Annotated in this window: 18 protein-coding genes; 11 read left to right on the top strand and 7 right to left on the bottom strand. The window is 64.5% G+C overall.

Annotated elements, in window-relative coordinates:
* Positions 1-58 precede the first annotated feature (58 nt).
* The 6 genes from ACN4F8_RS06090 to flhD all read right to left on the bottom strand — a co-directional run bounded on the left by ACN4F8_RS06090 (position 59) and on the right by flhD (position 4051).
* Entirely contained in the window at positions 59-670 is a 612-nt protein-coding gene (locus tag ACN4F8_RS06090; protein ID WP_419472729.1) for a protein phosphatase CheZ, read from the bottom strand.
* An 11-nt stretch (positions 671-681) separates the two neighbouring features.
* The gene (gene cheY, locus ACN4F8_RS06095; protein WP_322273346.1) at positions 682-1068 is read right to left on the bottom strand and encodes a chemotaxis response regulator CheY; all 387 of its coding nucleotides are present in this window, start codon (positions 1066-1068) and stop codon (positions 682-684) included.
* Positions 1069-1116: 48 nt separating this feature from the next.
* A complete protein-coding gene (gene motB / locus ACN4F8_RS06100) occupies positions 1117-2097 on the bottom strand; it encodes a flagellar motor protein MotB (RefSeq protein WP_419472730.1) in 981 nt (326 codons plus the stop codon).
* 18 nt (positions 2098-2115) lie between these two features.
* The gene (gene motA / locus ACN4F8_RS06105) at positions 2116-2976 is read right to left on the bottom strand and encodes a flagellar motor stator protein MotA (RefSeq protein WP_419472731.1); all 861 of its coding nucleotides are present in this window, start codon (positions 2974-2976) and stop codon (positions 2116-2118) included.
* Between the two features lie 155 nt (positions 2977-3131).
* Entirely contained in the window at positions 3132-3668 is a 537-nt protein-coding gene (flhC, locus tag ACN4F8_RS06110) for a flagellar transcriptional regulator FlhC (protein WP_419472732.1), read from the bottom strand.
* A gap of 47 nt (positions 3669-3715) precedes the next feature.
* Entirely contained in the window at positions 3716-4051 is a 336-nt protein-coding gene (flhD, locus tag ACN4F8_RS06115; protein ID WP_056268595.1) for a flagellar transcriptional regulator FlhD, read from the bottom strand.
* 517 nt (positions 4052-4568) lie between these two features.
* Here flhD and ACN4F8_RS06120 point away from each other — a divergent pair.
* From ACN4F8_RS06120 to ACN4F8_RS06135, 4 genes are all read left to right on the top strand, one after another.
* A complete protein-coding gene (locus tag ACN4F8_RS06120; protein ID WP_419472733.1) occupies positions 4569-5714 on the top strand; it encodes a flagellin in 1146 nt (381 codons plus the stop codon).
* 146 nt (positions 5715-5860) lie between these two features.
* The gene (gene fliD, locus ACN4F8_RS06125; RefSeq protein ID WP_419472734.1) at positions 5861-7237 is read left to right on the top strand and encodes a flagellar filament capping protein FliD; all 1377 of its coding nucleotides are present in this window, start codon (positions 5861-5863) and stop codon (positions 7235-7237) included.
* Between the two features lie 202 nt (positions 7238-7439).
* A complete protein-coding gene (gene fliS / locus ACN4F8_RS06130) occupies positions 7440-7865 on the top strand; it encodes a flagellar export chaperone FliS (RefSeq protein WP_419472735.1) in 426 nt (141 codons plus the stop codon).
* Position 7866: 1 nt separating this feature from the next.
* Positions 7867-8169 (top strand): flagellar protein FliT, encoded by a 303-nt coding sequence (locus ACN4F8_RS06135; protein ID WP_419472736.1) that lies wholly within the window; start codon positions 7867-7869, stop codon positions 8167-8169.
* Between the two features lie 143 nt (positions 8170-8312).
* Here the strand turns inward: ACN4F8_RS06135 and fliE are convergent, their stop codons facing one another.
* Positions 8313-8636: a flagellar hook-basal body complex protein FliE gene (fliE, locus tag ACN4F8_RS06140; protein ID WP_419472737.1), complete on the bottom strand. Its 324-nt coding sequence runs from the start codon at positions 8634-8636 to the stop codon at positions 8313-8315.
* Positions 8637-8816: 180 nt separating this feature from the next.
* On the opposite strand from fliE, the gene fliF reads away from it, so the two are divergent.
* From fliF to ACN4F8_RS06175, 7 genes are all read left to right on the top strand, one after another.
* Entirely contained in the window at positions 8817-10493 is a 1677-nt protein-coding gene (fliF, locus tag ACN4F8_RS06145) for a flagellar basal-body MS-ring/collar protein FliF (protein WP_419472738.1), read from the top strand.
* 39 nt (positions 10494-10532) lie between these two features.
* The gene (gene fliG / locus ACN4F8_RS06150; RefSeq protein WP_419472739.1) at positions 10533-11531 is read left to right on the top strand and encodes a flagellar motor switch protein FliG; all 999 of its coding nucleotides are present in this window, start codon (positions 10533-10535) and stop codon (positions 11529-11531) included.
* Positions 11532-11550: 19 nt separating this feature from the next.
* A complete protein-coding gene (locus ACN4F8_RS06155; RefSeq protein ID WP_419472740.1) occupies positions 11551-12246 on the top strand; it encodes a FliH/SctL family protein in 696 nt (231 codons plus the stop codon).
* On the top strand, positions 12239-13714 hold the full coding sequence (fliI, locus tag ACN4F8_RS06160) for a flagellar protein export ATPase FliI (RefSeq protein ID WP_419472741.1): 1476 nt from the start codon (positions 12239-12241) through the stop codon (positions 13712-13714). The genes ACN4F8_RS06155 and fliI overlap by 8 nt, the downstream gene beginning before the upstream one ends.
* A complete protein-coding gene (gene fliJ, locus ACN4F8_RS06165) occupies positions 13711-14184 on the top strand; it encodes a flagellar export protein FliJ (protein WP_419472742.1) in 474 nt (157 codons plus the stop codon). Before fliI ends, fliJ begins: the two co-directional genes overlap by 4 nt.
* Positions 14181-15491 (top strand): flagellar hook-length control protein FliK, encoded by a 1311-nt coding sequence (locus ACN4F8_RS06170; protein ID WP_419472743.1) that lies wholly within the window; start codon positions 14181-14183, stop codon positions 15489-15491. The genes fliJ and ACN4F8_RS06170 overlap by 4 nt, the downstream gene beginning before the upstream one ends.
* Positions 15492-15580: 89 nt before the next feature.
* On the top strand, positions 15581-17788 hold the full coding sequence (locus tag ACN4F8_RS06175; protein WP_419472744.1) for a DUF6531 domain-containing protein: 2208 nt from the start codon (positions 15581-15583) through the stop codon (positions 17786-17788).
* Positions 17789-17932: the final 144 nt, after the last annotated feature.

Below are 17932 nucleotides of genomic sequence, written 5' to 3' on the forward strand. Positions count from 1 at the left end.
CTTTTCTCGGATGCACCTCTTCGGGATCGGGGCGCTTGGGCGCGCAGCGCCGCGGGGGTTAGAAACCGAGTGATGCGAGCAGGTCGTCGACCTGTTGCTGGTCGTTGACCACATCGGTGCGGCCCGTGCCTTCCACCACGGGGCCCGCCAGTTCGTAGGCGTGGTCCTGGCCGGGCTGGCCCGAGGGGGCCGACTGCAGCAGCAGGCCGAGCAGTTGCTCTTCGATCGTGCCGGCGAGTTGCACCACGCGGGCGATCACCTGGCCGGTGAGGTCGTGGAAGTCCTGCGCCATCATGATGTCGGTCAGGCGCGCGTCGGTCTGTTCGCTGGTGACGATGATGTCGTTCGTCCACTCCATCAGCTCGGGCATGGCCTTGGCCAGCGCGGGCACACGGGAGATGGTGTCGGCCAGCTGGCGGCCACGCTCGGCGATCAGGCCTTGCTCGGTCTTGCCGAGTTCAACGTGGTTGAGCACCTTGTCGGCGGCTTCGCCGGTGAGGCGGGCGATGTAGGACAGGCGGCTTTGCGCGTCGGGCAACTGGTCGACCGTGCCCTTGAGCTTGTCGGTGTAGCCCAGCTCTTTCAATGCATCGTGCAACTGGCGCGTGATGGAGCCCAGTTTCTGGAACATCTGCGGAGCACCCGGATTCGCTGCGTCATCGTGGTTCATGGCAGCGGTCCTTAAATGCCGAGCTTCTTGAAGATGTTGGCCAGCTTGTCTTCCAGCGTCGCCTTGGTGAAGGGCTTGACGATGTAACCGGCCGCGCCACTTTGCGCTGCCAGCACGATGTCTTCCTTGCGCGCTTCGGCCGTGACCATCAGCACCGGCAGGTGCTTGAGCTTCTCATCCTTCTTGATCTCGGCGAGCAGCTCGAAGCCGTTCATGTTGGGCATGTTGATGTCGGAGACCACGAAGTTGAACACGCCGTTGCGCAGCTTGTTCAACGCGATGGCGCCGTCTTCGGCTTCGTCCGCGTCGGTGTGACCGATCTCTTTGAGCAGGTTGCGCACGATGCGGCGCATGGTGGAGAAGTCGTCAACGATCAGGAATTTCATCGGGGTGGTCATGCAGGCCTCCGAGGGCGGGTGGGTCGGTGGGTTGGAGATGGCAGCCGTTCAGCCACCACTCCCTGGAGATGATTTCGTCACTTCGGCCGGAATCTGAAGCGCAGGCGCCATCGATGTTTCGACCGTCGCGGCGGGCAGCGGTGCAGGCGCGGCCGCAGGCAGCGAGGTCGGCGCCATGCGGTCTTCGGCCGCCTGCGTCATCACCACGATGCTGATGCGCCGGTTGATCGGATCGGTCGGGGTCTCGGGGCGCAGCAGCCGGCTCGACGCCAGACCTTCCACGCGGCGCAGCTTGTTGTCGGGCAGGCCGCCGGAGACCAGCTCGCGGCGCGAGGCGTTGGCCCGGTCGGCCGAGAGTTCCCAGTTGCTGTAGCCACGCTCGCCACTACCATAAGGTGTGGCGTCGGTGTGGCCTGCCAGCGCGATGCGGTTCTCCACATCGCCCAGCGCCATGCCGATCTCGCGCAGGATGTCGCGCATGTAGGGTTTCACCAGCGAGCTGCCGGCATCGAACATCGGGCGGTTCTGCTGGTCCACGATCTGAATGTGCAGGCCATCGGTGGTCTTCTCCAGCTGGATCTGCGAGCCGAACTCGGCCAGCTTGGGATTGCTCTCGATCAGCACCTCGATTTTTTTCTCCAGCGCGTCCAGGCGTGCGGCTTCTTGCCGTGCCTTGACTTCCTGCGCCATCTGCGCACCCATCACCTTGGCGGCACGCTCGGCCTCGCCGCTGTCCATCTGGCCAAACGACTTGCTCAGATCGCGCCCGCCACCGGGCAGGATGCTGCTGCTGTTGCCCGTGCCCGCCCCGCCCATGAGCGAGACCTTCACCGGCGACTGGAAATAGCTGGCGATGCCATCGAGCTCACCCTTGGCGGTGGAGCCCAGCAGCCACATGAGCAGAAAGAACGCCATCATGGCCGTCACAAAGTCGGCGTAGGCGATCTTCCACGCACCGCCGTGAGCGGCATGACCGCTCTTCTTGATGCGCTTGATGATGATCGGTTGCAGCTTCTTGCCATCAGCCATGGTGTTCTTTCCGCTGGATCACTTCTTGCCCTTCACGTGGGCTTCGAGTTCGTTGAAAGTCGGGCGCACATCAGACAGCAGCACCTTGCGACCGAACTCGATGGCCGTGGCGGGCGCATAGCCCTGCATGCTGGCCAGCAGCGTGGTCTTGATGCACTGGAATTCCTTGCTGCTCTCTTCCACCTTCTGGTCCATCAGGCCACCGAGCGGCTCGAACACACCGTAGGCCAGCAAGATGCCGAGAAACGTGCCGACCAGGGCGGAGGCGATCATGCCGCCGAGCACCGCGGGCGGCTGGCCCACCGAGCCCATGGTGTTCACCACGCCCAGCACGGCGGCCACGATGCCGAAGGCCGGCAGACCACCGGCCAGGCGGCCGATGGCGGCCACCGGTGCGTGCGCTTCCTGGTGGTGGGTTTCGATCTCGCTGTCCATGAGCGACTCGATCTCGTGTGCGTTCAGGTTGCCCGAGACCATCATGCGCAGGTAGTCGGTGATGAACTCGACCACGTGGTGGTCGGCGGCGATGGTGGGGTACTTCTTGAACACCGCCGAGTCGTGCGGGTTCTCCACGTCCTGCTCGATCGCCATCAGGCCTTCCTTGCGCGCCTTCTGCAAGATGTCGAACTGCAGCGCCATGAGCTCCATGTAACGCGCCTTGGTGTAGCGGCTGCCCTTGAAGCAACCGGCCAGGCCCTTGACCGAGGCCTTGATCACCTTCATCTGGTTGTTGATGAGGAAAGCGCCGATCGCCGCGCCCAGGATGGTCGTCATCTCGAACGGCAAGGCTTTGAGCACCACCGCGATGTTGCCACCGTGAAAGATGTAGACGCCGAAGATGCAAAGCATCGAGACGATGAAACCGATGATGACGAACATGTGTTTGGGCCTGAAAGAGGACGCGGCACACAGGTGACGCGTGACTTTGGGGGGATGCCATTTCTATCGACCAACTCTAGGTGCGATTGATGGGACCCATAAACGCGAAATGGACCCGCATCGGGGTCCATTTCATGTTTTGGGAAAGGCAGTGATCAGTGCAAGCGGAGTCCGCCGGATGCAGCGCCTTTGCCTGCCCTGGCCGGTGGCTGGCACAGGCCGCACACGAAGTGGCGGTTTTCATAGGGCTCGGTGACGAAGTGGCCGCCGCAGCAGGTGCACTTGGTCAGGGTCAGCATGCCGTTGTCCACGAACTTCACCAGGCGCCAGGCGCGGGTGACCGAGAGGATGGGCTCGATCGAGCTGGCCGTCATCTGGTCGTTGTAGAGGCGGAAGGCCTTGATCACCGTGTCGATCTCTTCGAGTTCGCTGGTCTTGCTCAGGTACTCGTGGATGTTGAGGAACAGCGAGGCGTGAATGTTGGGCTGCCACGTGAGGAACCAGTCGGTGGAGAAAGGCAACTGGCCTTTCGAAGGGCTCTTGCCCGCCACTTCCTTGTACAAGCGCAACAGGCGCTCGTACGACAGCGACGTTTCGTACTCCAGCACCTGCAGGCGCGCACCGAGCTGGATCAGGGCCACCGCGCGTTCGATGTCGCGGGACTCGTTGAGGATGCTTTTGCCGACGGCCATGGTGTGTTCCTGGAGCGTGAGGGAAGGGAAACTTGTAACCGCGCAGCTCAGTGTGCGGCCATGGACTCGGCGAACTTGCCGGCCATGAGGATGCTGGCGTGCAGCTGCGTGGTGGTGGCGTTGTCCACCTTCTTCACGTTGTGGCTGGTCAGCAGGTTCCACACCAGGTCGTCGTCCACACGGAAGCGGCACAGCAGCATGTTGGAAGACGCGATCTTCAGCAACTGCGCGGTGGACAGCATGCCCAGCAGATCTGCAGCTTCTTCGGTCAGGCCGAGGCGGAACAGCGCTTCGGCGCGGTCCTTGCGGATCAGGTTCTGAGCCAGCATCAGATAGGTCAGGTTGGCTTCGCGGATTTCTGCCAGGAGTTGTTCGCTGTCCATGATGTTTCCTTCGGTGGTGGGGGCAGTGCTGTTGGCGACTTGCTTACAACTCCTGACCCGATGTGTGTAATTGTGTCGAGGGGTAAAAAATCTTGAATCGGTAAACGGCTGTACCGCGTGTCAGGTGTGCAGCACCTGCGTGTCATCCCAATGCCTACGTCTTTGGTTCTCAAAACGGTCGTGCCTGTTCGGGCCCTGAACCGCCCTTGAGCAGCACCCGTGCAGCACCTGCGCTGCGCAGCTCAAACATCTAAGCGCCGAACTGGACCGCACAGCACCTGCTTATTTGCGAAACGAATTTCAAGCAGGGCTAAAGAATCCGTGCAGGTCTCCGAAATTGAACTCAACGGACTTCTAGAAAGGTTCGTCGTCCGGCAAGTGAAGCGGCGAGTTGGAAGAGACCTGGGGTCCATCCGGCGCGTGCAGCCAGCTCCGGTCATGGCGGCCAGCCTTCTGGCTGGCGTTGAGATTGGCAGCAATGCCGGATTACTTTTTATCCATCCTTTAGGAGTTAGTTATGACCACCATCAACACAAACGTGATGTCGATGACCGCCCAGCGCAACCTGACCCAGTCAGCCGGTTCGCTGGCCACTTCCATGCAGCGCCTGTCTTCGGGTCTGCGTGTCAACAGTGCCAAGGACGACGCCGCCGGCCTCGCCATCTCCGAGCGCATGAACGCCCAGGTGCGCGGCCTGAACGTGGCTGCCCGCAACGCCAACGACGGCATCTCGCTGGCGCAGACCGCTGAAGGCGCGCTGGGCAAAGTGGGCGACATGCTGCAGCGCATGCGTGAACTGGCCGTGCAGTCGTCCAACGCCACCAACAACCAAACCGACCGCAACGCACTCGACGCTGAAGTGACCGCGCTCAAGGACGAGATCGGCCGCGTCGCTGGCTCGACCAAGTTCAACGGCACCAGCCTGCTCGACGGCAGCTTCGCATCGCAGTCCTTCCAGGTCGGCGCCAACGCCGGCGAGACCATCACCGTCTCCACCATTGCCGACGTGACCCTCGCCAACCTGGGCGGCACCACCAACATCGCCACAACTTCGGTGGCCGCCAGCGCCCTGACGGGTTTCGCCACGGCCATCCCCGCCGGTGGCGTGACGATCAACGGTGTCGACATCGGCGCCGTGACCGCAGCCGGAAGCGCCGGCGAGCGCGCCAACCAGATGGTCTCGGCCATCAACAAGGTCTCCGCCCAGACCAACGTGGGTGCGTCCTACGACGCCGCCACCGGCCAGATCAGCCTGCGCAGCACCTCCGGCAGCATCGTTGTGGCCGGCGCTTCGGCCACGGTGCCGATCGCTGGATTTGCCGCTGGCACGACCGCCGCAGTCGCCACCACCGGCATCGCCGGCCTGAACGTGCAGAGCTTCGACAACTCGCAGACCGCCCTGGTGCAGATCGACAAGGCACTGGAGGCCGTGAACACCTCGCGCGCCAACCTCGGCGCCCTGCAGAGCCGCTTCGAGAACGCTGTGAGCAGCATCCAGATCACTGCGGAAAACACCGCTGCCGCCCGCGGCCGTATCGTGGATGCCGACTTCGCCAAGGAGACGTCCAACCTGTCGCGCTCGCAGATCCTGCAGCAGGCCGGTACGGCCATGGTGGCCCAGGCCAACCAGGCACCTCAGGGCGTGCTGGCCCTGCTGCGTTGATTTCGCAGCAACCGGGATCACCGCGCCTCAATGTGCGGTGATCGCAGCGGCGGAGGCGGTTTTCCGTCCCGCCGCTTTGTCACTTGCGGCATCAACCGAGTGCATGCCTGCTGCGTGCACTGCGTTCATTCCGAAAAGGAAAGCTCATGTCAGCCATCTCTTCACCTGGTCTCGCCAGCGGCATCGACATCAAAAGCATCGTGTCGCAGCTGGTCGCTCTGGAGCGTGCACCGCTGCAGCCGCTGCAGCGACAGGCCACCACTTTCCAGTCGAAAATCTCCATCCTCAGCACGATCAAGTCCAGCATCGACAACCTGGGCACCCTGGCCGCCAAGCTGGGCGATCCTGCGAGCTGGAGCGGCTTCAACGCCACATCCGGCAATGCTGCCGAGGTCGCCGTTTCTGCCACATCCACCGCCACGGCGGGTCGGTTCTCGCTGTCGGTGGCGTCTCTGGCGTCATCGCAGTCCGCAGCCAGCGGCGTGCTCAACACGGCCAGCGGACTCGGTACAGGCACGCTGAGCTTCAGCGTGGCGGGCGGAGCGGTCAAGGACATCGAGATCCTCGCGGGGGAGGACAGCCCTGCGGCCATTGCGGCCAAGATCAACAGCAGCGACGTCGGCGTGACCGCCACCGTGCTCAAAGACGCGTCCGGCGAACGCATCATCATGCGCGGCAAGGAAACCGGCGCGGCAAACACCTTCACCGTGGCGGTCACGGGCGGCAATGCCGACGGTCTGCAAAAGCTGGCGTTCGGCGGCGGGGCCGTGGGCGGCATGACCCAGGCCCAGCCCGCTGCCAACGCACAGTTCTCGATCGATGGCGTGGACCTGGAGAGCGCCACCAACCAGCTCTCGGACACCGTGCCCGGGTTGACGCTCACACTCAAGAAGCCCACAACGGCCGCGGTGGACATCAACATCAGCGCCGACACCGAAGGCATGAAAAAGAACATCCAGGCTTTCGTGGATGCCTACAACAGCATCAGCACACTGCTGACGACAGCCACCGCCTACAACGAAACCACCAAGACGGCGGGCTCCCTGCAGGGCGACAGCACCGCTGTGGGCTTGCAGAACGCACTGCGCGGCATGATGCGCTCCGTCACCGGCAACGGCTCTTTCACCCGGCTGGCCGATATCGGCATCGTCGCTGCCCAGAACGGAACCCTGGAGGTCAAGGCCGACAAGCTCACGGCAGCCATGGAGAATCTTTCGGCCGTTCGCAACCTGTTCACATCCGAAGATGGCGATGCAACGACCATTGGTTTTGGTCTGAAGGTCAAGGCGTTCGCAGACGGCATTGCTGGCACGGCCGGTGCGCTGAGCGCAAGAACCGACTCGTTGAAGCAGGCGGTGACCCGCAATGGCAAGGAGCAGGAGCGCGTCAACGATCGCGCCGCCCGGGCCGAAGTCCGCTACCTGGCGCAATACAACGCGATGGACGCCGCCGTGGGGCGCTTGAGCAGCCTGGGCGCCTTCGTGAACCAGCAGGTGGCGATGTGGAACAAAAGCACGGGATAGAACCCGATCAAACCATCGCCAACCCGACCCTGCGCAGCGCCCTGCCCGGTCGGGTTTTTCACGCGCTGCGTGATGCCGCTGACAGAAACGCACACGCATGGAATCTGCATCCACTTTCACCCCCCATTTCCCTGCCACAGCGCCTACAGTCCCCGCAGTGCATGCCGATACAGAAAGGTATCAGCCACAAGGAACCGAAGCCATGTTTACCTCTGTGAACTCCCGATCCGCCGCCGCCTACAAACGCGTATCCGCCGACACCGGCGTGAGCACCGCCGACCCGCACCAGCTGGTGGGCATGCTGTTTGACGGCCTCATGCAGTCGCTCAACGCGGCGCGTGGTGCCATGGAGCGTGGGGAGGTCGAAGCCAAGGGCATGGCCGTCGGCAAGGCCGTGCGCATCCTCGAAGAAGGCCTCAAGGGTGGTTTGAACATGGCGCAGGGTGGCGATCTGGCAAAAAATCTGAATGGCCTGTATGGCTACGCCGTGCAGCGCCTGACCCTGGCCAACCTGCGCAACGACCGCTCGCTGGTGACCGAGGTGATCGACCTGATCGAGCCGCTGGCCGATTCGTGGAAGCAGATCCGCGGCGCTGCCGCAACGCCCGCACCGGGCCAAGGGGCCTGACATGGAGCACAGCTTGCTGGACTACTACAAAGCCATCGAGCGCACGAGCAGCCAGATGCTCGAAGCGGCGAAGACGGAAAACTGGGACCAGGTCGTGCGCCTGGAAGGTGCTTGCGCGGTGTTGATCGCGCAGTTGCGCTTCAAGTCCAAGACCGACGCGCTGGCGCCGGAAGACCGCAAGGAAAAGACCAAGATCATGCAGCGCATCCTGCGCACGGACGCCGAGATACGCAACCTGGCCGAGCCGTGGTTGAACGATCTGGCCCAGTTGATCGATCGCAATCAACCCCAACCCATGCATTGACCACGAGGGGGGAAACGAGGGGGCGAAAAAACGGGTCCGGCGCGAAATGCCTGAACCCAGAGATGCCGCGGAACTGGCTCCGCCAGGCCGCAGGCATCGTCCCCCCACCGGGGGGAAGCCGCGTGAGCGGCGCAGGGGGGCTTCTAAACCCCCATGTTCATGATGTCTGTGTAGGCCTGGACCATCCGGGTGCGCACATGCAGCGTGGCCTGAAACCCCACTTGCGACTTCTGCATCGCGAGCATGGTTTCTTCCAGGCTCACCTTGGGGTTGCCCAGTTGCACCTGGGTTTGCAGGCGCGAGGCTTCTTCTTGCGAAGCGCTCACGCTCTTGAGTGCGTCCTTGAGGTTGGCGGCAAAGCCACCTTCGACGCCTCCGGCGCCGCCCACACCGCCGGGGCGCTTGAGCTGGGTTTGACCAATGCCGGTCAACGCCTGGCTGGTCATGGGGGAGATGCGCATGTCCATGGCAGATTCCTCTCACAAAGTGAATGCGTTGATGCTAGGCGGCGAGGGCCGCTCACGCAGCGGGAATAAGGGCACAAAGCAGGGCCTTATCGTGGGTATGGCGCAGGGGGTGGGGCCGAATAATCGGTCGCAACGGGATGTTCTTCGTCCCGAAACAGACCCTCTACCCGAGCCCCGCACATGAGCACCACCCTGGCACCGATAGAACTCCAGCCCGCAAGCCGAAGCGCTCTCAGTGAAGGCCTTTCGCGCATGGACCAGGCCCAGAAGATCAAGCTGGGTCTGGGCGCACTCGCCTTGCTGGCGATCGCCCTGGCTTTCTTCTTCATGGGCCGCCAGCCCGAGTACCGTGTGCTCTACGCCAACCTGGGCGACAAGGACGGCGGCGCGGTGGTGGCGCAGCTCTCGCAGATGAACGTGCCTTACAAACACGCCGAAGGCGGCCAGGCCATTCTGGTGCCGGCCGACAAGGTGCACGACACGCGCCTGCGCCTGGCCTCGCAAGGTTTGCCCAAGGGCTCTGTCTCGGGCTTCGAGCAGATGGAGTCCAACCGCTTCGGCATGACCCAGTTCCAGGAGCGGCTCACGTTCCAGCGCGGCCTCGAAGGCGAACTCACCCGCTCGATCCAATCGCTCTCCTCGGTGCAGAGCGCGCGCATCCACCTGGCCCTGCCCAACCAGAACGGTTTCTTTCGCGAACAGCAAAAACCCAGCGCCTCGGTGCTGCTCACCCTGCACCCCGGCCGCACGCTCGACCGTGCGCAGGTGGCCGGCATCGTGCACCTGGTGGCCAGCAGCGTGCCCGAGATGAACCCCAAGGCGGTGAGCGTGGTGGACGACGCGGGCAGCCTGCTCTCGGCCCCCACCGACGCACAGGCCCAGGGCGCCGACACGCAGAAGCTGCAGTACACCCAGCAGATCGAACAGCTCTACACGCGCCGCATCATGGAGATGCTGGAGCCGCTGGTGGGCCGCAACAACGTGAAGGCCCAGGTGAGCGCCGACGTGGACTTCTCCATGGTCGAGTCCACCAGCGAACAGCACAAACCCAACCAGAGCCCCGACACCAGCGTGGTGCGCAGCCAGCAGACGGTGGAAGACGGCGCTGCCGCCAGCGCAACGCCCTCGGGTGTGCCCGGCGCGGTGAGCAACCAGCCCCCGGTGACCGGCACCGCGCCTGTGAACGGCGCCGCCGCCCCGGTGGGTGTGACGCCCCAGGGTGGCACCGACAAGCCGGGCACGATGCGCCGCGAGTCGGTGGTGAACTACGAGGTGGACAAGACGGTGAAGGTGGTTCGCGAGTCCAGCGGTCAGATCAAACGTCTGAGCGCTGCGGTGGTGATCAACCACCGCACCACGGTGGACAAGGCGGGCAAGGAAACCACCGTGGCCATTCCTCCCGCGCAGCTGGAGCAGATGACCGCGCTGGTGCGCGAGACCATCGGCTTCAACAAGGACCGGGGCGACTCGGTGAACCTGGTCAACGCACCTTTCAATGTGGAGAAGACCGCGGAAGTGGCCACACCAGCCTGGTGGCAGCAGGCCGACAACCAGGATTTCCTGCGCAGTCTGGCCTGGCCCATCGGCATGGTGGGCCTGGGCCTGCTGGTGCTCATGGGCATGGTGCGCCCCGGCCTCAAGCTGATCAAGACGCCGGTGCGCCGCGACCAGACCGAACTGCAACCCCTGAGCGCCATGCTCAACGAAACCCCCGAGCGCCCCGGCCTGCCAATGCCGAGCAACGAGCCCACGGCCGAGAGCCAGCGCCTCGTCGACGCCAAGCGCCTCGCGCTGGAAAACCCGATGGCCGTGGCGAACATCGTCAAAGGCTGGGTCAATGGCGAATCCCCCGCCTGACCCCGCACGCACCACCACACACCCCACAGAGACACGCACATGGAAGACCAGGGAATCCAGGACGCCGCGATCTTTCTCATGTCGATTGGCGAGGAAGAAGCGGCCGAGGTGTTCAAGCACCTCAGCCCGAAAGAAGTGCAGAAGCTCGGCGAAACGATTGCCAAGACGAAATCGGTCTCGCACGAACGTGTGGACCAGGTGATGCAGAAGTTCACCGGCGCGGCCTCCTCGCAGAGCCTGCTGGTGTCCGACACCGACAACTACGTGCGCGCTGTGCTCAAACGCGCGCTGGGCGACGACAAGGCCTCGCTGCTGATCGACCGCATCTTGCAGGGCGGTGATGTATCGGGCATCGAGAGCCTGAAGTGGATGGACCCGGCGTCCATCGCCGAGCTGCTGCGCAACGAACACCCGCAGATCGTGGCCGCCATCCTGGTGCACCTCGAATCCGACCAGACCGCCGGTGTGCTCAAGAACTTCACCGAACGCACCCGCAACGAGGTGATGCTGCGCATTGCCACGCTCGAAGGCATCCAGCCCACCGCGCTGAAAGACCTCAACGAGGTGCTGTTCAAGGTGCTCGCCGGTGGCGACAAGATCCGCAAGACCTCCATGGGCGGCGTGAAGACCGCCGCCGAGATCATCAACATGATGGGCACGCAGATCGAGACCTCGGTGATCGATTCGATCCGCGAGTTCGACGCCGAGCTCGCACAAAAGATCATGGACAAGATGTTCGTGTTCGAAGACCTGCTCAAGCTCGACGGCAAGTCGGTGCAGCTGGTGCTCAAGGAAGTCTCCACCGATTCGCTGGTGGTCTCACTCAAGGGTGCCACCAACGAACTGCGCGAACTGGTGCTGGCCAACATGTCCACCCGCGCCGCCGAAGCGCTGCGCGAAGACCTCGAATCGCGCGGCCCGATGCGCCTGTCGGAGGTGGAGACGCAGCAGAAGGAAATCCTGAAGATCGTGCGCCGCCTCTCCGATGAAGGTCAGATCATGATCGGCGGCGGCGGGGAAGACGAGGCTTTTGTATGACCGTGACCGGACACTGACCATGGCCTCCAAACCCAACCCCCATTCCCGTTTCATCCCGCGCGAAGAGATCGAAGGCGTGGCCGCCTGGCATTTCTCTGCGGTGGACGGCAGCGACGAGCATCGGCACGCGCCAACCACCGACAAGGGCGAAAGCGTGACCAGCGAAGCCCTGCAGGAAGCGCGGCAACAGGCCTACGCCGAAGGCTTTGAACGTGGGCACGAAGCTGGCAGCCAGGAGGTGCGCGATGCGCTCGAAGCCTCGGTGCGCAAGACGTCTGAAGAAACCGCTGTGCGCATGGCGCAGCTGCTGCACAACACCAAAGACCACCTGAAGAAAAGCGAAGAAAAGATCTCGCACCGCATTCTGGAGCTGGCCTGCGACCTGGCCCGCCAGGTGGTTCGCCAGGCCATCGCCAGCGATCCGCAGCACCTCAAGCCGGTGATCGCAGAAGCCCTGTCGCAACTGATCGAAGACGGTCTGCCCGCCACCGTGCGCATGAACCCGGGCGATCTCGCGCTCATGAAGGGTGTGCTGCAGGAAACGCTCAACAGTCCGCTGCCCGAGTTCGTGGCCGACGCACAGATCAGCCCCGGTGGCTGCCTGATCGAATCCAGCGCCTCGGCGGTGGACGCGACGATTGAAAAACGCTGGTCGCGCGCCGTGGGCAACCTCGGCATGAACGTGGCCTGGAACCCAGGGAACGCGGATGTCTGACAGCACCTTTGGTACCGAGAGCCGCTGGGGCAACTTCATGGACGACGTGCGGGTGAACGCCAGCGTGGAAACCCCGCTGGAGGTGCGCGGCACGCTCACCCGGCTGGCCGGTCTGGTGCTGGAGGCCGTGGGCCTGAAGGTGCCGGTGGGTTCGCAATGCCTCATCGGCAACGGCAGCAAGGCGCCGGTGCTGGCCGAGGTGGTGGGCTTCTCCAACGACCGCGCTTTCCTCATGCCGGCCGGGGACACGCACGGTCTCTCCAGTGGCGCCAGCGTGACGCCGCTGGCGCCCTACCGCACCGTGCCCCGCGTGGGCCACACCAACAAACCGCCCTCGCCCGACGACCGTGGCACGCTGCGCCTGCCGCTGGGCAAGGGCCTGCTGGGCCGCGTGGTCGATTCGCACGGCAACCCCATGGACCACCAGGGCCCGATCACCAACGTGGACATCGAGCCGATGGACCGCGCCCCGCTCAACGCGATGGACCGCGATCCGGTGCGCACCCCGCTGGACACCGGCGTGCGCGCGATCAACGCGCTGCTCACCGTGGGCCGTGGCCAGCGCATCGGCCTGTTTGCCGGCTCCGGCGTGGGCAAGAGCGTGCTGCTGGGCATGATGGCGCGCTACACCAAGGCCGACGTGATCGTGGTCGGGCTGATCGGCGAGCGCGGTCGCGAGGTGAAGGAATTCATTGAAGACATCCTGGGTGCCGAAGGCCGCAAGCGCTCGGTGGTGGTGGCGGCTCCGGCCGACGCGCCACCGCTGGTGCGCATGCAGGGCGCCGCCTACGCCACCGCCATTGCAGAGCGCTTCCGCGACGACGGCCTGGACGTGCTGCTGCTCATGGACTCGCTCACCCGCTACGCCATGGCCCAGCGCGAGATCGCACTCGCCATCGGCGAGCCGCCCGCCACCAAGGGATACCCACCTTCGTGTTTTGCCAAGCTGCCGCAGCTGGTGGAGCGCAGCGGCAACGGCTTGAACGGCGTGGGCTCGATCACCGCCTTCTACACCGTGCTCTCAGAGGGCGACGATCAGCAAGACCCGATTGCCGACGCGGCGCGCGCCATCCTGGACGGCCACATCGTGCTGTCTCGCTCGCTCGCCGAGTCGGGCCACTTCCCGGCCATCGACGTGGAGGCCTCGGCCTCGCGCGTGATGCACAACGTGGCCGGCGCCGTGCACCTGGAGCTGGCGCGCAAATTCCGTGGCGCCTACTCGCGCTACATCAAGAGCCGCGACCTGATCCAGCTCGGCGCGTATGTGCCCGGCAGCGACCCGGAGACCGACCGCGCCATCGTGTTGTACCCGGCGTTGCAGCGTTTCCTGATGCAGGACATGAACGAAGCCGCCACCCTGCCCGAGAGCCTGCAGCAGCTGCAGAGTGCCTTGCAGGAAGACAAGGGCGGCAACGCCCAACGCCAGTCCCGCCCTCACCACAACCCTTATGAAGGCAAGCAGGCATGACCACGATCCAGACGCTCAACAAGGTCGTTGAAATCGCCGAGAAACGCCGCGACGAAGCGCTGGGCGCGCTCGGCCAGATGCAGCGCGAGCTGCGGGTGGCCCAGGACCAGATGGACCAGCTGCAGGCTTACGCCCAGGAAGCCGAGCAGCGCTGGGCCACGCGCAGCAGCGTGGGCGTCGACGTGGCGCTGCTGATGCACCACCGCCAGTTCATGGCCAAGATCGACCACGCGCTGGAGTTTCAGCGCGGTGTGCTGAGCGAGCGGGCAGCGTTCATCGAGCGGGCCCAGGACCAGGTGCATGTGTGCGAACGCGACGTGGCCGGCCTGCGCAAATTCACCGAACGCAAGCAGCTCGCGGTACAGCACCGCCTGCAGCGCCAGGACCAGAAAAACACCGACGAGATGGCCCTGGCCATCCACCTGCGCCAGAGCCTGGCACGGGCACAACAGGAAGGCATCCGCACATGAGCAGCACCACCGCAACCGCCAGCGCACCCAAGCCGGTGGAGGCCAGTGCCAAACCGGCGCAGGCCGGCGCGCGGGCGCAAGACCGCAAGGCCGAAGGCGGCGACATCTTTGCCAACCTGCTCAGCCTGCTGGCCAGCACCCAGGTGCTGCCCGAGGCGATCACCCCCAGCACAACCCCCAGCGCCACGCTGACCGACAACCCCACCAGCGACCAGGACGCGCCCGAGGCCAGCGACAACCCGTTGACCGCACTCATGGGCTGGAGCCTGCCGGGTGCATCCAACGCGGCTGCGGGCACAACGGGCGGCGCCGCAAGCGCTGACAACAACATCGGGCTGCCCGGCGCGGCCTGGTCGGCCCAGCGCGCGGCCACCGCAACGAACACCGAGCCCACCGCCACGACCGAGGGCCAACTCGACATCTCCGGCATGACGCCGGTGGAGCCCACGCCACTGGAGACCGCGCCCAAAGGTGCGGTGGCCCTGCCGGCCAACGCCGCGCGCCCGGCCAGCACCTATGTGCCCACCGCCCGGGTGCTCGATGCAAGCACCAGCGGCACAGCCGGCGCTCCCTGGCGCCACGCCTCGCTGGCCAGCACCGAAACCCTGGCGCTTCAACAGGCGGCCAACCCATCACACGTGCGCAGCACCGTGGCGCTCAACGAGCGCTTCGGTGTGGCGCCGGGCGTGCCCCTGGCCGCCACCGAGCTGCGCGACACCGGCGCCGACGCCTTCAACCCACCCACCTCGGGTGCGGTCAGCCGCACCGCCGACGCCACCACGGCCTTGCCAGGCGCTCACGCAGACAACAGTGCCACCGGCTCGGACAACACCGGCTCCGACGCCCGGGCGTCTGACCAGACCGGGGGCCAGGCCGACAACCCCTTTGCCGACGCCAACGCCGCTGAAGAACCCACCGTGACCCACTGGGGCACCCAGCACCTGCGCCACGCCAGCCTGCGCGTGGGCGGCGAGGCGGGCGAACAAGCCATCGACATCCAGCTCTCCATGCAGGGGAAAGAAGTGCAGGTGGAGTTCAAGACCGACAGCGCCGAAGCACGCGCCTCGCTGCGCGAGCACGCGGGCGAGTCGCTGGGCGATCTGCTGAACAAGAGCGGCATCCAGCTGGGTGGCGTGTCGGTGGGCTCGCACGGTCAGCCGGGGTCGCGCAGCGGCGATGGCGCGGCGCGACAGAACGGTGTGCGGGGCGGGGCGCCCACCAGCCAAACGCCCGCATCACCTGCACAAAGACCCACTACCGCAGCCCCCCGCCCAGACGGCAGCCAGCCGCTGGACGTGTTTGCCTGAATGGGGATTACCCCGAGATTTTTTGCGGTCTTTTGATCTACATTCCTGCCCAGAGCAAATCAGCGCTCGCACACAGGGAGGAAGATCAAATGACCAGGAAATCATTTCCGGGCATGAAGCGCAGCGCCTTGCTTCAGGCGTTCATGGTTCTGTGGATGTGGTTTGCGGTGGTCGCTCATGCGCATGCCGACGCCGGCACCGTGTGCGCCCAATCAGGCAACTGGTGCGAGCCCGCAGCAGTGGCTTACAGCAATGGCTGGTATTCGAACAGTCCGCGCTACCCAACTGCCGACGAAGTCTGCAGGTCATACAACATGCAAGGCTGCAGGGCTGGCGTTGACCCGGTTTACGGGCGCGGCTGCTACTGCACGGTGGAAGGCCGAGAGTACATGTACCAAAACTGGTACGTGGCCCACAGACCTTCGCAAGCCTGCCCAACGCGTCTGCCGAACTACACGGATGACGGATGGTCTGTGGAGGTGGTCAATCCCGTGTGCTACGGCCCCACAACCATCTCAACCGAAGAGCAGTCCTGCAGCGTAGGCAACCCCACCCTGCCCGGTACGGGCACCAAGCTGCACAGTGAGACCGACTACGTACCCAGCTTCAGTCATCCCATTCCGTTCGAGCGGCACTACCGCTCCAAACACTCAATCAGCGCCATTCAAACCGCCAACGGTTGGCTGCACTCCTACAGTGCACGCCTGTACCAACCAGCGCTGTCTACCTCGGTGTATGCGCTGCGGCCAAGCGGTGAAATCGTGCGCTTCACCAAGAACGCCGCCACATCAACCTGGCAGTCCGAGAACGGAGAGCTGCTGCTCAGTGAACAAAGCGATGCAGCTGGCGTTCCGACCGGATGGCGACTCACCCAGCGGTCGGACAACACCAGCGACATCTTCGACAAGACGGGGCGTTTGACACACATCGAAGTCAGAAACGGCTGGAAACTCACACTGGGCTACAACGTCAATGGTCAGCTTGAAGGGGTGACCAACCATTTCGGGCGCCGCCTCACCCTGGCCTATGACAGCGCTGGGCGGCTGACCTCCATGACCACTCCGGGTGGCGATACCACCCGCTACAGCCACGACGCCCAAGGCAACCTGCTCAGCGTCACCTGGCCCGACGGCAACATCAAGCGCTACCACTACGAGGACGGCCGCTTTCCCCGCGCCCTCACCGGCATCACCGACGAAACCGGCCAGCGCATCGGCAGCTACACCTACGACGCCCAAGGCCGCGTGAGCGAGACCCAGCGCGCCAGCGGTGTGGACCGCCTGCAGTTCAGCTACGGCCAGGACGCCGCTGGCGCACCGCAAACCACCATCACCGACTTCAGCTCGGGCACGCCCACCACCCGCACCTACAACTTCGTCCAGCAAGGCCGCGTGCTGCGCCCCTCTGGCGTCTCGTCCCCCTGCCCGCTGTGCGGCTCCACCGCCCGCTCCACCCAGTACGACGCAGCAGGCCGCAAGATCCGGGAGGTCTCGCACGACGGCAGCGTGATCTTCTACACGTACAACGCCGCAGGCCAGGAAGCCGAGCGCGCAACTTTCCCCGCCAGCTTCTCCAGTGCCGCCACCCGTCCCGCATTGAGCAACGCCACCTCGGTGGTCTCCACCATGTGGCATGGCACCTGGAACTTGCCCGTGCGCATCGCCGAACCCGGGCGCAGCACCACTTACAGCTACAGCAACCAAGCCCTTGCTGCCACGAGCACATACGCCACCACCGACACCACCGGCGCGCTCAAGTTCAACGGCACAGCCACCGGCCCGAGCGCCTCCACGCAGTACGGCTACAACGCCAACAACCTCAACACCAGCATCACCGAACTCACCAACGGCGTGCAGACGCAACGCTGGAACCTGACCTACAACGCCGCAGGTGATCTGATCTCGATCACCGATGTCACGGGAGGCAACGCGGTGGCGCAGGTCACGCAAGTGGATGGCAATGGACGGGTGCTAGCAGCCAAAACCATCCAAGGCAATGAGATTCGGGTCACGTACTCTTTGCGCGGATTTGTGACGTCCTTGTCTCAGGGTGGCCAGTTGACGCGCTACGTCCAAAGTCCCAATGGGCAAACCTCTCTGGCAACCATGCCCAACGGCAAGCGGTTGATCTACGAGTACGACAGTTCGCAGCGGCTGGTAGACATCAAGCTCGAAGGCATCAGCTTGAGTAGCCCCACTGCGCTGCGTGTGCCGTCCCACCGCCACCACGCCCGGTGCCTCGAATTGAGCAAGCCCCCCGCTGGCCCCAATGGGAAGAAGCCCCCGAAGAAGAAATAGCCCGCTTCGCCCAAGCCGGCGAAACGTTCTTGCAGACCAAGGGCTTGAGTGGGCTTCCCCCAGTTTCCCGGACGGTTTGCTTAGCCCATTAAGCCTTGCTCAAAGTCGACTGGGCTGAGGAAGTCTAGCTTTGAGTGTTTGCGC

It is taken from the genome of Hydrogenophaga sp. (assembly GCF_048549895.1).
Classification (GTDB): Bacteria; Pseudomonadota; Gammaproteobacteria; order Burkholderiales; family Burkholderiaceae_C; genus Hydrogenophaga.